At 64.9% G+C, this 14,760-nt stretch carries 17 protein-coding genes; all 17 read right to left on the bottom strand.

What is annotated here, in order from left to right:
* On the bottom strand, positions 1–777 hold a 777-nt coding region (locus HY699_05005; protein ID MBI4515160.1), incomplete at its 3' end, for a F0F1 ATP synthase subunit beta.
* A gap of 13 nt (positions 778–790) precedes the next feature.
* Positions 791–1,648 carry an ATP synthase F1 subunit gamma gene (atpG, locus tag HY699_05000; protein ID MBI4515159.1) on the bottom strand — a complete coding sequence of 286 codons (858 nt, stop codon included), beginning with the start codon at positions 1,646–1,648 and terminating at the stop codon, positions 791–793.
* A gap of 20 nt (positions 1,649–1,668) precedes the next feature.
* Positions 1,669–3,177 carry a F0F1 ATP synthase subunit alpha gene (locus HY699_04995; protein MBI4515158.1) on the bottom strand — a complete coding sequence of 503 codons (1,509 nt, stop codon included), beginning with the start codon at positions 3,175–3,177 and terminating at the stop codon, positions 1,669–1,671.
* A 14-nt stretch (positions 3,178–3,191) separates the two neighbouring features.
* Complete coding sequence (atpH, locus tag HY699_04990; GenBank protein ID MBI4515157.1) at positions 3,192–3,743, bottom strand: ATP synthase F1 subunit delta; 552 nt, start codon at positions 3,741–3,743, stop codon at positions 3,192–3,194.
* On the bottom strand, positions 3,740–4,336 hold the full coding sequence (locus tag HY699_04985; GenBank protein ID MBI4515156.1) for an ATP synthase F0 subunit B: 597 nt from the start codon (positions 4,334–4,336) through the stop codon (positions 3,740–3,742). Before HY699_04985 ends, atpH begins: the two co-directional genes overlap by 4 nt.
* Positions 4,337–4,422: 86 nt before the next feature.
* Positions 4,423–4,857 carry a hypothetical protein gene (locus HY699_04980; protein ID MBI4515155.1) on the bottom strand — a complete coding sequence of 145 codons (435 nt, stop codon included), beginning with the start codon at positions 4,855–4,857 and terminating at the stop codon, positions 4,423–4,425.
* Between the two features lie 135 nt (positions 4,858–4,992).
* Positions 4,993–5,454 carry a polymer-forming cytoskeletal protein gene (locus HY699_04975; protein ID MBI4515154.1) on the bottom strand — a complete coding sequence of 154 codons (462 nt, stop codon included), beginning with the start codon at positions 5,452–5,454 and terminating at the stop codon, positions 4,993–4,995.
* Between the two features lie 117 nt (positions 5,455–5,571).
* Complete coding sequence (locus tag HY699_04970; GenBank protein ID MBI4515153.1) at positions 5,572–6,435, bottom strand: ParB/RepB/Spo0J family partition protein; 864 nt, start codon at positions 6,433–6,435, stop codon at positions 5,572–5,574.
* The gene (locus HY699_04965) at positions 6,419–7,213 is read right to left on the bottom strand and encodes a ParA family protein (GenBank protein ID MBI4515152.1); all 795 of its coding nucleotides are present in this window, start codon (positions 7,211–7,213) and stop codon (positions 6,419–6,421) included. The genes HY699_04970 and HY699_04965 overlap by 17 nt, the downstream gene beginning before the upstream one ends.
* A 24-nt stretch (positions 7,214–7,237) precedes the next feature.
* Positions 7,238–7,945, bottom strand: a complete 708-nt coding sequence (rsmG, locus tag HY699_04960) for a 16S rRNA (guanine(527)-N(7))-methyltransferase RsmG (protein MBI4515151.1) — start codon at positions 7,943–7,945, stop codon at positions 7,238–7,240.
* Positions 7,936–9,825, bottom strand: coding sequence for a tRNA uridine-5-carboxymethylaminomethyl(34) synthesis enzyme MnmG (mnmG, locus tag HY699_04955; GenBank protein MBI4515150.1), 1,890 nt, complete (start codon positions 9,823–9,825; stop codon positions 7,936–7,938). The genes rsmG and mnmG overlap by 10 nt, the downstream gene beginning before the upstream one ends.
* 28 nt (positions 9,826–9,853) lie before the next feature.
* A complete protein-coding gene (gene mnmE / locus HY699_04950) occupies positions 9,854–11,275 on the bottom strand; it encodes a tRNA uridine-5-carboxymethylaminomethyl(34) synthesis GTPase MnmE (protein ID MBI4515149.1) in 1,422 nt (473 codons plus the stop codon).
* A 34-nt stretch (positions 11,276–11,309) separates the two neighbouring features.
* Positions 11,310–12,143, bottom strand: a complete 834-nt coding sequence (locus tag HY699_04945) for a Jag N-terminal domain-containing protein (GenBank protein ID MBI4515148.1) — start codon at positions 12,141–12,143, stop codon at positions 11,310–11,312.
* Positions 12,140–13,759 carry a membrane protein insertase YidC gene (gene yidC / locus HY699_04940; GenBank protein MBI4515147.1) on the bottom strand — a complete coding sequence of 540 codons (1,620 nt, stop codon included), beginning with the start codon at positions 13,757–13,759 and terminating at the stop codon, positions 12,140–12,142. The genes HY699_04945 and yidC overlap by 4 nt, the downstream gene beginning before the upstream one ends.
* A 4-nt stretch (positions 13,760–13,763) precedes the next feature.
* Positions 13,764–14,027: a membrane protein insertion efficiency factor YidD gene (gene yidD / locus HY699_04935; GenBank protein MBI4515146.1), complete on the bottom strand. Its 264-nt coding sequence runs from the start codon at positions 14,025–14,027 to the stop codon at positions 13,764–13,766.
* An 8-nt stretch (positions 14,028–14,035) separates the two neighbouring features.
* Positions 14,036–14,392 carry a ribonuclease P protein component gene (gene rnpA / locus HY699_04930; GenBank protein MBI4515145.1) on the bottom strand — a complete coding sequence of 119 codons (357 nt, stop codon included), beginning with the start codon at positions 14,390–14,392 and terminating at the stop codon, positions 14,036–14,038.
* Positions 14,389–14,547, bottom strand: a complete 159-nt coding sequence (gene rpmH, locus HY699_04925; protein ID MBI4515144.1) for a 50S ribosomal protein L34 — start codon at positions 14,545–14,547, stop codon at positions 14,389–14,391. Before rpmH ends, rnpA begins: the two co-directional genes overlap by 4 nt.
* Positions 14,548–14,760: the final 213 nt, after the last annotated feature.

The raw sequence follows: 14,760 nt of genomic DNA, 5'->3' as shown, positions 1-14,760 counted from the left end.
GTCGACGAAGAACAGCACGTCCTGCCCCTGGTCGCGGAAGTATTCCGCGACCGTCAGGCCGGCGAGGCCCACGCGGGCGCGGGCTCCCGGCGGCTCGTTCATCTGCCCGAATACCAGCGCGCACTTGGAGCCGGCCGCCGAGCCCGTCTTCTTCGGGTCCCGGTTCACGCCCGACTCGATCATCTCGTGGTAGAGGTCGTTGCCCTCGCGGGTGCGCTCGCCGACGCCGGCGAACACCGAATAGCCGCCGTGCAGTTTGGCGATGTTGTTGATCAACTCCATGATCACGACGGTCTTGCCGACGCCGGCGCCGCCGAACAAGCCGATCTTGCCGCCGCGCGCGTACGGCGCCAGCAAGTCGACGACCTTGATGCCAGTTTCGAGCGCTTGGACTTCGGTGGCTTGGTCGGTGAAGGCCGGGGCAGGCCGGTGGATGGCGTAACGCTTGGTGGCTTCAATCGGGCCAGCCTCGTCGACCGGATCGCCGATGACGTTGATGATGCGGCCGAGGGTCTGCGGCCCGACCGGCACGGTGATGCCGTCGCCCGTATCCTGCACTTCCATGCCGCGCACCAAGCCTTCGCTCGAATCCATGGCGATGCAGCGCACGGTGTTTTCACCGAGATGCTGCGCGACCTCGACCACGAGGTTCCACGGCTGGCTGCTGATCGCCGGATTGGTGATGCGCAAGGCGTTGTAGATCGGCGGCACCGCGCCGTCTTCGAACTCGACGTCGACAACCGGGCCGATGACCTGAGTGATTCGTCCTACATTCATGTGGTTTCCTCAGTTACCCCTTGAGCGCCTCGGCACCGCTGACGATCTCCATCAGCTCGGTGGTGATGGTGGCCTGGCGTGCGCGGTTCATTTGCAGCGTGAGGCGATCGATCATTTCGGCGGCGTTCTTACTCGCGCTGTCCATCGCGGTCATACGCGCGCCGTGCTCGCTGGCAACCGACTCCAAGAAGGAGCGGTGCAGCAGCACGGTGACGTACTGGCGCAGCAGCCGTTCCAACAGCGTGGCCGCGTCGGGTTCGTACAGATACTCGGCGGCGCTCTCGCCGCCGCCGGCAGCAGTCAGCGGCAGCAGCCGCGCCACCGTGACTACCTGTGATATAGCAGAACGGAACTGGTTATAGAGCAAGTAAACCGCGTCCACTTCACCCGCAGCGAAGTCGCGCGCCAAGCCGCGCCCGACAGTCGCGGCCAGCTCCCGGCCGGGGCCGCCGAACAGGTTGACGTGCTTCTCGACGATGTTGACCGGGCGGCGCTTGAAGTAATCGAAGCCTTTGCGGCCGATGGTCGTTAGCCGCACCCGGTCGCGGCCGTGCTCGTTGAGGAACGCTTCGGCCTTGCGAACGAGGTTCGAGTTGTAGCCGCCGCACAGGCCGCGGTCGCTGGTGAGCAGCACCAGTTGTACGGTGCGCTCCTCGGGCCGCAGTGAGAGCAGCGGGTGGGCCTCGGCACCGACGCGGGCGGCGACGCTCTCCACCAGGGCACCGAGCTTGTCGGCATAAGGCCGGGCCGCGAGCACGGCCGACTGCGCCCGGCGCAGCTTGGCCGCGGCCACCATCTTCATGGCCTTGGTGATCTGCTGGGTGCTCTTGACCGAGCTGATCCGCTTGCGGATGGCTTTCAGGTTGGCCATGGCGGGCGTAACTTAGAGGATCACGGCACGAAGGCGGTCTTGAACTCGTCGAGCACGCTTTTGAGCTTCTGCTTCAAGGCGTCGTCGATTTGTTTCTTGGTGACGATGTCTTTGAGCACGTCGGGGTGGCGGTTCTCGACGAAGCGATAGAGTTCCTGTTCGTAACGTTTGAGCGCCGTCACCTCGAGCTGATCGATATAGTCGTTGGTAGCGGCGTACATGATCAGCACCTGCTTGGCGACCGGCAGCGGCTCGTACTGGCCCTGCTTGAGCACCTCCACCAGGCGGCTGCCGCGGGCGAGCAGGCGTTGGGTGGAAGCATCGAGGTCGGAGCCGAACTGCGCAAACGCGGCCATCTCGCGGTACTGGGCGAGGTCGAGCCGCATGGTACCGGCAACCTGCCGCATGGCTTTGATCTGGGCGTTGCCGCCGACGCGTGACACCGAGAGGCCGACGTTGACCGCCGGGCGGACGCCGGAGAAGAACAAGTCGCTTTCGAGGAAGATCTGGCCGTCGGTGATGGAGATGACGTTGGTCGGGATGTACGCCGAAACGTCGCCGGCCTGGGTTTCGATGATCGGCAGCGCCGTGAGCGAGCCGCCGCCGCGGTCTTCACTCATCTTGGCGGCACGTTCGAGCAGCCGCGAGTGGAGATAGAACACGTCGCCCGGATAAGCTTCGCGGCCAGGCGGCCGGCGCAGCAGAAGGGAAAGCTGGCGGTACGCCACCGCATGTTTCGACAGGTCGTCGTAAATGCACAGCGCGTGGCGGCCGGTGTCGCGGAAGAACTCGCCCATGGTGCAGCCGGTGTACGGAGCTATGAACTGCAGCGGAGCAGCGTCGGAAGCAGTGGCGGCGACGACGATGGTGTAGGCCATCGCACCGTGGCGGGCCAGCCGATCGACCACCTGCGCCACGGTCGAGCGCTTCTGGCCGATGGCGACGTAGATGCAGATCACGTCGCCGCCCTTTTGATTGATGATGGTGTCGATGGCGACGGCGGTCTTGCCGGTCTGACGGTCGCCGATGATCAGCTCACGTTGGCCGCGTCCGATCGGGATCATGCTGTCGATGGCTTTGATCCCGGTCTGCAAAGGTTCCTTGACCGGCTGGCGCGCAATGATGCCGGGCGCCTTGATCTCGATGCGGCGGTTTTCCTTGCTCTCGATCGGCCCTTTGCCGTCCATTGGTTGACCGAGAGCGTCAACCACGCGGCCGAGCAGCCCGTCGCCCACCGGTACTTCGGCGATGCGGCCGGTGCGGCGGACCTCGTCGCCCTGGTGGATCTCGTGGGCTTCGCCGAAGATGGCGGCGCCGACGTTGTCCTCTTCGAGGTTGAGAACCATGCCGAAGATGTTGTGCGGGAACTCGAGCAGCTCGCCGGCGGCCGCCTTGTCGAGGCCGTAGATGCGGGCGATGCCGTCGCCGGTCGACAACACGCGGCCGGTTTCACGGACTTCGACTTCGCGTTCGTAGTCCTGAATTTGCTTCTTAATGAACTCGCTGATTTCCGCGGCGCGGATTTCCATCGCGGCTGAACCTCCTACAGATAGGTACGGGCGCTGGTGATCTCACGCGCCAAACGATCGAGCTGGGTGCGCAGGCTGCCGTCATACACCTTGCCGGCGGCGTCGACCACCTGGCCGCCGAGCAACTCCGGTTGTACGGTCACGGTCGCCAACACCGAGGAACCGGTCAGATGTTCGAAGGCTCTGACGATGCCCTGTTGCCGTTCGGGGCTCAACGCCGTGGCCGTACGGATACCGATGCGGATGCGCCCGAGCGCGCGATCATGCAACTCCTCGAAGCGACCGCAAACGCCGGAGAGTTGATCGAGGCGGCGGTTGGTCGCCAGGACGCCGAGAAAGTTGGCGGTGAGGGCCGACAGCTTAAGCGTCCTCGCCAGTTCCCGCGCCAGCGCCAGCAGGCGCGGTACGGTCATCATCGGGCTGCCCAGGACGGCCTGCAACCGTGGCTCGGCAAACGCGGCGCGTAGTCCCGCCAACTCGGCGGCAACGCCGTCATGAACACCCTGCTCGCGCGCGAGCGCAAACAGGGCTTTGGCATAGCGACGGGCGACGCGGCTGCTGCTCATTGGGCGATGCGGTCCTTAGCGGTGGCGGCGAGGAACTCGCTGGCGAAGCGCTCATGATCCGCCGCTGTCAGCCGCTCGCTCACTAATTGCGTGGCGATACTCACGGCCTGACGCGCCACGGCTTGGCGCAGCTCCACTTCCGCTTGGCGAACTTCTTGTGCCGCGGTGCGGCGGGCATCGTCGCCGATCATTTCGGCGGTCTTCTTGGCCGCCGCCAGGATTTGCTCCCGCTCACGGGCGGTGTCGGCGGCAGCCGCAGCGCGGATCTGCTTGATCTCGTTCTCGAGCGAGGCCAGACGCGCCTCGCATTGCGCTTTGAGTTGCTCGGCTTCGGCCCGGGCCTTCGCCGCCGCCTCGAGTTCGGCCACGATGCGGTCGTGCCGCGCGCGGGCGTAATCACGAACCACCGGCAGGGCATAGCGCCGGATCAGCCCGGCGAAGATGAGGAAGTTGACGAAGGTGAACGCCAGCGTGGCCCAGGGGATGCCACCGTGACCACGCTCGTCCGCATGGGCTTCTCCGCTCGCACACACAAGCGCTGGCAGTGCCAGCACCAGCGCGGCGATCAGCGTCCGGAAAACAAAAGCTGGCACTCGCTGCTCCCGGCCATGGGCGGGTCTGGTGCCGGGCGTTTGCGGCATCGGGTTTCCCATCGGCTGAGGGCGGCGCCGGCGAGGCCTCACGCCAAGCTCCTGCCGCTGACGCGCTCGGCCATGAGCGCGGCGATGGCGCGGGCTTCGGCCGCAAGGGTGGTCTGCGCCTGCGCCACTTGCCCAGCGATATCCTGCCGCAAGCGGCCGAGCTCGGCCTCGGCCTCAGCCCGGGCCGCGTTCAGCTCGCGCTGGTGCGCCTCCTCGGCCCGCTTGCGCGCGGCTTCGGAATCCTGCAAGACGGCGTGCCGAACTTCACGTAAGGCGGCTTGGTATTGCTCCTCGGCGGCGGCAGCGCCGGCGCGTAACTGCTCGGCAGCGGCCTGATTACCTTGGGTGCGAGCCTCCCGTTGCGCCAGCACCTCCAGCATGGGGTCAAACGCCAGACGCTTCAGCGCCGCCCACAGGAGCAGGAACGACACGATCTGGATGACAAACGAAAAATCGGGTGGAAACGTCAGCATGATGTGCTCATGTCACGCTCCGGTTTCGCTTCGGCGCACCGCCGCGGCGGTGTCCGTTGCAACGTACGACAACCTGGCTAGGCGCCGGGGCGCTACGGACGGAACGTGGTAACTACAAGCTCAGGAGGGCAAGTGCTACTTGGTCGCCTCCGACGAGACCCGTGCCTCCTTGGGGAAGATGGTGGCGACTTTCTTGTCCGTCTTGTCCGACTTGGCCTCGGCACTACCCATCGAGCAATGGCCTTCAAACACGACCCCTTCTTGGATGACCAAGCTCGGCGTCGTGATGTTCCCCACCAGCTTGGCCGGCGCCCTGAGCTCGACGCGCTTGCGCGCGGTGATGTCACCGCTGACTTTGCCTTTGATGATCAGCGTATTGGCAATCAGCTGCGCCGACACCACGGCCGACTCACCGACGATCACAGTGTCTTGCGCCTGTACTTCGCCCTCCACCTGCCCGTCGATGCGCACGCTGCCTTCGAACGTCAGCTTGCCCTCGACGCGGCTGCCCTTGCCGAGATGGGTTTGCGCCTGGCCGTCCGATGACTCGACCGGCAGAGGGCGCTCATCTTGGCGCAGGGGGGGAGTGGGGCTCATGTGAAAGTCATCGGGACGCTGCGTGCGTTCGTCTTTTCCAAACAAAGCCATCGCACTCTCCTGTGTGGGCTGGGGTGGAGAAAAGCGCGGCGCTTATAGCACCCACCCCCCACCTTGTCAAAAGTTTGTGGCGACCCGAAACGTGCCCGCCAGGCGGTCAACCAAGCCATTGAGCTCCGCCAACGAGAAGAACTGGACCTCGATCTTGCCACGCCCCCCGCGCCGCAAGTGCAGCTTCACTTTGGTTCCCAGCGCCTGTGCCAATTGCTCTTCAACCGCGCGGTGGTTGGGATCGCTGGCGGCTCGCCGCTGGGTTCGCACCAAGTGTTCGGTGTCGCGCACGTTCATCTTGCGACCGACCACCTGGCGCGCGAGGGCCAGCTGGTCAGCCGCCGAGCCGGCATTTATGAGCGCCCGTGCGTGACCGGCCGACAAGCGGCCCCGCCCGATGTGCTCCTTGACCTCGTCCGGCAGCTGCAAGAGCCGCAACGTGTTGGCCACCGTGGAGCGGTCCTTCGCCACCTTCTCGGCCACCTGCTCCTGCGTGAGGCCGAACTCGTCCATCAGTCGGCGATACGCTCGCGCTTCTTCAAGCGGGTTGAGGTCTTCCCGCTGAACGTTTTCAATCAGCGCCAGCTCCAACAACTCGTGATCGCCGGCGTCGCGGATTACTACCGGTACCCGTTCGAGCCCTGCACGCTGCGCCGCGCGAAAACGGCGCTCCCCGGCAATCAATTGGTAGCCGCCAGGCGTGCGGCGGACCAGCAACGGCTGCAACACGCCTTTGCGGCGAATCGACTCCGCTAGTTCTCCGATCGCCGTGTCGTCAAAGACCTCACGGGGCTGAAACTGGCTCGGTGTTATCTCAGAGAGAAGAACAGCATTCTTCTCTTCAGAACCATTCATCGGCCCAATCGGGATCAATGCCCCGAGCCCTCGCCCCAAAGCCCTCCGCTCCATACCTTCATCCTCCTTCCGCATGCACTATCGATCGTTTGCTGTGGCGGCTGACCAATTCTCGCGCCAGTTCGAAGTAAGCCTCCGCGCCACGCGACTCCGGATCATAAAGCACCGCTGGCATGCCGTGGCTTGGCGATTCGCTCAGCCGCACGTTGCGGGGAATCACCGTCGTCAGCGTCTGCTCAGGAAAATGCGACCTGACCTCGATCGCCACCTGATGGCTAAGACTGTTGCGTGTATCGAACATCGTCAGCAGCAACCCTTCAACGTACAGACCGGGGTTGAGGCGCTGCCTGATCAGGTCGACGGTTTCCATCAACGCGGTCAAGCCTTCGAGCGCGTAGTACTCGCACTGCAGTGGGACCAGGATGCTGTCGGCCGCGGTCATCGCGTTTACGGTCAGCAGGCCGAGCGAAGGCGGGCAATCAATGAGGATGTGGGAGTAGGAGTCGCGCACCGACCGCAGCGCCTCCGTCAGGCGATGCTCGCGCGCGAGCATCGGCACCAGCTCGATCTCTGCGCCAATTAGCTCGCGGTTTGCCGGCAAAGCCGAGAGTGATTCGATTGCAGTGGCTTGAATAGCGCTGGCCGCTGGCTGACCGCCGATGAGAACATCATACACCGTGGTGCTGAGGGCACGCGGATTGAGGCCCACACCGCTGGTCGCGCTGCCTTGTGGATCGACGTCAACGAGGAGCGTGGAATGGTTCGCCAGCGCCAAGCTCGCGGACAGGTTGACCGCCGTGGTGGTCTTGCCGACGCCGCCTTTTTGATTTGCGATGCAGATGATACGCCCCACCGCCGCCGCACTTCCCTTCCACTACTAGCCGTCGCGGACTCGTACCACAGGCTTGCGACGATGGGAAGGCGTTTCACGTGAAACATTTCGGCGCAGTAGCACCAGCGCGCGCCCCTCGCCCGACTGCAGATGATAGCGATCAACCCCCTGCAGCGAGAACCCGGCAGCAGCGAGATCGGTTGCCACCAGCTCCTCGTCAACCCCGGGCCCCTTCATTGCAATGACCAACCCGCCAAACGCGATCAGGCAGCCAACTCGCTCTAGGAATTCCGGGAGAGCCCACACGGCCCGAGAGATCACACCATCGAACTCGCCGATATCGGCGGCGACGTCTTGTACCCGTGCCTCTACGACCACCGCATTGGCCAACTTGAGCTGGCGGATCACTTCACGAAGGAAATTGGCTTTGCGCAGATTAGGCTCGATCAGGGCGATGCGAACATCGGGGCAAAGAACGGCGATCGGGAGGCCAGGCAACCCCGCCCCGCTGCCGATATCGGCAATGCGCCGGCATCCGCTCAAGTGCCTCACGGCCGCGAAGGCATCGGTCAGGTGCTTGCGAACCAAGTCCGAGCGTGTCTGATGCTGCGAGACCAAGCGCGCATGTGCTCGCCATTGCATCAACAAATCAAGATAGCGCATCAGTGCGGCGCCCTGCTCTTCGGTAGGCCGCAAGCTGAAGCGCTCGGCGCCGTGGCGGATCTCGTCCTGCTCGGCCCGGCTTAGCGGCATTCGTTGCGGCCCGAGCGTTTGAGATGAACGGCCAAGAGCGCCACCGCTGCCGGTGTTACGCCGGAAATGCGCGCCGCCTGGCCGAGCGTGCGGGGCGCTATCGCGGTCAGCTTTTCTCTGACCTCACGGGAAAGGCCACTGACCAACTGAAAGTCCAAGTCCGGTGGTATTGCGGCTCTCTCCATGCGCTCATAGCGCCGCACGTCTTCCTCTTGCCGTCTGATGTAACCCTCGTATTTTACCGTAACCTCGACCTGAGCGGCGACATCGGCCGGTAACCGATCCCTGGAGGCGACGTCATGCACGACCTCCTCGTAACGTAGCTCCGGGCGCCGCAGCAGCTGCGCCAGCGAAGTTGGGTTGCGAATCGGCGCCGTTCCTAGCGCGGTCAATCGCTGGTTGACCTCCTCGGTCGGGTTGACCACGGTCGCCTCCAACCGCTCCACCTCGCTTTGGGCCAAGATCATCTTGCGCTCGGCTCGCTCATGGTCCGCCGCTGACACCACTCCGATTTTGTAGCCGAGAGCTGACAGACGCAGGTCGGCGTTGTCCTCGCGCAGCAACAAGCGATACTCGGCGCGCGAGGTGAACATCCGGTACGGCTCGCCAGCCACGCCCTTGGTGACCAAGTCGTCCACCATCACACCGATGTAAGCCTGCTCGCGACCGAGAATCAGCGGCGCATCACCACGAATGCTCAAGGCTGCATTGATCCCCGCCATCAACCCTTGTGCCGCCGCTTCCTCGTAGCCGGTGGTACCGTTGATCTGGCCCGAGTGATAGAGCCCACGCACCGACTTGGTCTCCAACGACAGCTGCAACTGGGTGGGGTCGACGTAGTCGTACTCGATGGCGTACCCGGGGCGCATGATGCGCGCCGCTTCGAGCCCGCTGATCGAGTGCACCATGGCGATCTGGACATCGAGCGGGAGCGACGTCGATAGGCCGTTGGGGTAAACCTCGGTGGTGTCGCGGCCCTCCGGCTCGAGGAAGATCTGGTGGCGTTCCTTATCCGCGAAACGCACGATTTTATCCTCGATTGACGGGCAATACCGCGGTCCGCGCCCTTGAATCCGCCCACCGTACAGCGGCGAGCGATCGAGCGCGCCGCGGATAATCTCGTGGGTGCGGCCGTTGGTGTAGGTGACGTGACACGGAATCTGGCTCTGAATGATGCTCTCGGTCGAGAACGAAAACGGCGCCGGGGGGTCGTCGCCGTGTTGGGCTTCGAGCCGGGAGAAATCGATCGTACGTGCATCCAAACGGGGGCAGGTGCCGGTCTTGAGCCGTCCGACCCGGAAGCCGAGGGCAGCCAGCTGTTCACTCAAGCCACCAGCAGCGGCGTCACCGGCCCGCCCGCCGGAGTACTTGGTCAAACCGACATGGATTATCCCATTGAGAAAGGTTCCGGTCGTCAAGATCACGCGGCGTCCCGAGATCTCTTCTCCCAGCTCGGTGTGAACGCCGCGTACCGTTCCGCCCTCGATCAGCAAGCTAGCAACACAGCCCTGGTAGATCGTCAGGTGCTCCGCGCGCTCGAGGCGGGCCTTCATTCGTTGCCGATAGAGCGTCTTGTCGGCTTGCGCCCGCGAGGCGCGAACGGCCGGGCCTTTGCGGGTGTTGAGCCGGCGAAACTGGATGCCGGTTTCGTCGATGGCGCGCGCCATCTCCCCGCCCAACGCGTCGATTTCCTTGGTCAGGTGGCCTTTGCCGATGCCGCCGATCGCCGGGTTGCACGACATCAAGCCGATATGGTCCAGATTCATCGTGATCACCAGCGTGTCGCAGCCCATTCGGCTGGCCGCCAGCGCGGCCTCGATGCCGGCGTGGCCGGCGCCGACCACGATCACATCAAACGACTTCGATTGCCCCAGGCTCATCGCCGTTTCGCTGTTCCACGTGAAACATTCACTTGCCGATACAGAACTGCGCGAAGATCCGGTCTAGCACATCTTCCGAAGTCAGGGAGCCCGTGATCTCTGCAAGCTGATCGGCAGCGCGCTGGATATCTACCGCCACCAACTCGAGCGGCTGGCATTGACGTACCCCATCGAGTGCCAACTGCAACGCGGTGCCTGCCTTTGCCAGCGCGTCATGGTGGCGTGTCAGTGTAACAATGGGCTGATTCGCCGGCACCTCGCTCTGCTGCTCGACCGCCGTAACGACCGCGGCGCGGAGGGCATCAAGACCGGCACCGGTAACGGCCGAGACGTTGACGGCTGGCTTTAACCCGAGTTGGTCGCATAGTTCGCCCTCGCCGATTACAGCGGGCAGGTCACTCTTGTTGAGCACCGCCACGACCTGGCGCAGCAGTTGGCGCGGCGGCTCTCGCTTCTCGCTACCGGGGAACAGAAGCCCGCGGGCCAAAGCCGCCACTTCGGCATCGTCCCGGTCGAGCGGTCGAGTGCGGTCGAAGACCGCCAGCACCACCTCCGCCTCGGCGAGCTTGGCGCGGGCGCGGCTGACGCCGAGCTGTTCAACGCTGTCTCCCGGCTGGCGTATGCCGGCGGTGTCGCTGAGCAGGACGGGGATACCGTGAAAATCGGCGGCCTCCTCGATCACATCGCGCGTCGTTCCCGGAATGGAAGTCACGATTGCGCGCTCTGCGCGCAGCAGGGCATTGAGCAAGCTCGATTTGCCGGCGTTCGGTTTGCCGGTAATCACGACCCGCAAGCCCTGGCGCACGAGCTTCCCATGACGATACGAATCCCGGAGCGCAACCACCTGCGTGTGCGCGCGCTCGATGTCGGCGGTCAACTCGCCTTGATCCACCCTGACGTCCTCATCGCTGAAGTCGATCTGCACCTCGATTCGCGCCCGGATGTCGAGCAACCCTTGGCGGATCTCGTTCAGGGCGTGTGAAAGCCGGCCAGCGAGATGATCAGCGCCGATGGCTGCCCCCTCTTCGCTGCGGGCGGCAATCAACTCGACGATCGCTTCCGCCTGCGCCAGGTCGAGACGGCCGTTGAGGAACGCGCGCCGGGTGAACTCGCCCGGCTCCGCCAGACGGGCGCCGTGCGCGAGTACCGCCATGATCACCCGACGCAGCCCGGCCGGGCTGCCGTGACAATGCAGCTCCAGCACATCTTCGCCCGTGTAGCTGTGCGGCGCGCGCATGATCACCGCCAGCCCCTCGTCGAGTGTGCGGCCCTGCGCATCGATCACGCTGCCGCGATACAAGCGGTGCGATGCCCAAGTGGCGGGCTGAGCTTGCGCCCGGAACATGCGTGCGGCGATCTCCCCCACGTGCGGCCCGCTGAGGCGAACAATGCCGATTCCGCCTGCTCCCGGCGGTGTGGCAACCGCGGCAATGGTATCGCTGGCGTACACGCGCTTCTGAATGCCGCGCCGCGGCGCCCTCCGGCTACTGGTTGCCGCCGCGGGTGCCGGTGCGAGCGCTGCGGCTTTCGGGGATAATCAGCAGCTTGCGGTAGTAACCGTCGCCGGAGCTGCGCGTGGTCAAACCGGGCTCGTTCTGCAGTGCCATGTGCACGACCCGGCGATCGCGCGGGCTGAGGTTCTCCATTGCCATTGGTTTTCGCCTAATCTTCGCCTGCTGGGCGAGCCGACTGGCCATTGCTTCGAGGGTTTCGCGCCGGCGTGCGCGGTAGCCTTCGCTGTCGACTGCAATGCGGCCGCCCTCGTCACGCGACAGCGCCCGGTGCAGGAAGTACTCGAGCGCATCGAGGGTCTGGCCGTGGCGCCCGATCAGCACCCCGCTGCTGTCGCCCGCGATCGTCAATTCCACCGTGCCGTCGTGCCAAACGCCGCTCACGGAAACACCGAAGCCCATGTGCTCGAGCACTTCCTGCAAGAGCGCTTGCGCACGCGCTAACAGCTCCGGGTCACTTTCGCCGGCTTCGTCACCGTTGCCGCCGCCGGTGCTTTGGGCACGGGCCGGGGCGGCCTCCGGGTCCGTCGCCGCGCTTGGCGCGGACGGCACTGGTGCCCCAGGGGCGGCGCGGACGGCCGGGGGCAGCGCCGGGCTCGGTCGCTCAGCGCCGGCGTCGGCCTCGGCGTCGACGGGTTGGCGTACGCGCACGCGCACCTTGGCTTTGCGGCTGCCGAATCCCAGCACGCCCTTGGTCGGGCTCACCAAAATATCGACGGAGACCTGCTCGCGCCCGACACCGAGGCTGTCTAGCGCCTGCTCGATCGCCTCGTCGATGCTCGTGCCTTCGGCCTCGACGCAGCTCATGACCGCTCCTGGGGGCGGCGCTCGGGGCGACTGACGACGTATTGCTGGCCGATAGTCAAGACGTTGTTGACCAACCAGTACAGTGTCAAGCCGGCCGGAAAACTAACGAACATGAAGGTAAACATGACTGGCATAATCATCATCACTCGTTGTTGTTGCGGATCACCTGTACTCGGAGTCATCCATTGCTGGATGAACATGCTGGCGCCCATCAACAGCGTTAACACCGGAATCCCCGGCGGCGCCACGAAGGGGATGGCCAGCGCCCCCAAACGATCGGGCGCCGAGAGGTCGTTGATCCACAGGAAGAACGGCGCGTGCCGCAGCTCGACCGCATGCGACAAGGCGTTGTAGAGGCCGATGAACACCGGCAGTTGCAGGACCATGGGCAGGCAGCCGCCGAAGGGATTGACCTTGTGCCGGCGGTACAGCTCCATGACCTCCTTGTTCACCTGCTCGGGCTGGTCTTTGTACTTCTCCCGGATGCGGGCCATCTCCGGCTGCAGCTTCTGCATCGCCTTCATCGATTTGAAACTCTTCTGCGTCAGCGGGATGAACAGCACTTTGATCACGACCGTGAGTAGAATGATGTCAAGGCCGTAGTTGCCGGTGACCTTATTCGACCATCTGAGGGCGTGCAGCAAGGGGATGGCAATGAAGCCGAAGTAGCCGAGGTCGACGGCGCGGGCCAGTGAGTGGCCGGATTGCTCGAGCGTATCCACGGTCTTGGGGCCGGCATACACGTCCAGGTGCGCCCCCAAGCGGCCGTCGCGGCGCGGTGCCAGCACCATGGTCTCAGTGGTGCGGTCGCGCTGCTTCAGCCACACCCGCATCGACTCGCCCGCGCGCGGCACCATGGCCGCTAGGAAGTGCGGCCCGTCGTAGGCGGCCCACACGATGTCTTTGTCGATCACCTTGCCATCAGCCAGTCCATCAAAAGGCTCGGGGAGCACCTTCTTGCCTTGCAGCACCGCCACCTGGCTGAAGAGCGGCGCGCTCCCAGCGTGGGTGAGTTCGCCGGCCCGGTGCCACGTCAGTCCGAGTTCGCTGAACGCGGCGGCGCCGTCCACTTTGACCTCGAGGCCGATCAGGTAGGTTCCGCTGCGGAACGCGAAGGTCTTGGTGACCGTCGCGTCGCCGAGCGCGCCCGTGAGCGTCAGTGTGCCTTCGCCGTTACCGCTCAGCTCGAGGTGGTCGCGGTCAGCCTGGTACTCAACCCCGCCATCGTCCAGGTTCTCCTTGCCCCGCAGTTGCACCCCGAGCGGGTATGGCGCGCCGCCGGAGACGATCTCCTGCGGCGGGGAGTCGGGCGCAACCGCCGCGCGGTAGCGTTTGAGCCGAAAGCTGGCGAGGCGGCCGCCGGCGCTATCGATGACGGCGCGGTAGAGCTCGGTATCGATGACCAGCTCACGGCCCGCCGGGGCCGCCACTGCACCAGCAGGCGGCGCCCCGAGGTCGACCGGTGCCGGTAGGCTCTCCGGCGGTACAGGCGGCGCCGGGGGGGCACTCTCGGGCGTGACAGCGGGTTGTGGATAGAGTTGTTTCAGTATGACCTCTTGATACAAGACCAGTATCGCGAGGGAGATCGCCACGGCGATCAGGGCGCGCTTTTCCATATCCTCACGGCACCGGATCCCAGCCGCCGGGCTGCCACGGATGACAGCGGGCCAGTCGCCGCAGCGCCAGCGCAATTCCGCTCCGGACGCCGTATCGGCCGATGGCGACCTGCGCATACTGCGAACACGACGGGGCGAACCGGCAGCGCTGTCCTAGTAGTGGAGAAATAGACAATTTGTACAGCCGCAGTACCCCGATGACTATCGCCGTCACCGCCGGCAGCCGCGGGCTCACGGCCGCGGGTACTGGTTGCGTTGATGATCCCATGGCACAGATTACTGAATTCTTAGCGCTCTTGCCAACTCAGTGGCCACCTCGAGGTAGCCGATCTCGGCCGCTCCTGGCCGCGCGATCACCACCACGTCCTGGACCGGCATTACCAGCGTACGATGGCGCCGAAACCATTCGCGCACCCAGCGCTTCACGCGATTGCGCAGCACCGCGCCGCCCACCTTACGGCTGACCGTGAGACCCAGCCGACTGCCGCCGTCCGAGCGCGGTCGCCAGACCAAGACGAAGTGCGGCGTTGTCCGGCGCCGCCCATCGCGTTGCAGCACGACATATTCTTGACGGCGGCGTATTCGCGAGCGCCGGGGCAGGCGCTGCGCCGGCCCACGGCCGCCACGCGTCAGCGCGGCTGCTTCGGCGGAATGCTGACGGTCAGGCGTTTGCGCCCCTTGGCGCGCCGGCGCTTGAGCACGGCGCGTCCGCCTGCCGTCGCCATGCGGCTGAGAAACCCGTGGGTTCGTTTGCGTCGAGTGTTGCTCGGTTGATACGTGCGTTTCATGATCGGTTCCCCCGCGGCCCGGGGCCTTGGTCCTCATCGTCCGCGACCACTGCTAGTTGTGTGCCCCTGGCGGAAGTCAGCATTAACACCACACCTCCGCCGGCAAGTCAATTTGGTCCTTGTGGGCGGGTGTGGGCGGGTGTGCGACAAATCTTTGGGTAACGTGCAGCCGACCGGGCAAATCCTCACCAGTCTGACAGTACTGTGTACTGT

The sequence above is a fragment of the Deltaproteobacteria bacterium genome, assembly GCA_016210005.1.
Lineage (GTDB): Bacteria > Desulfobacterota > Binatia > HRBIN30 > JACQVA1 > JACQVA1.
Note: the sequence above shows the minus strand (reverse complement) of the source record. Positions and strands in the feature narration are given on the sequence as shown.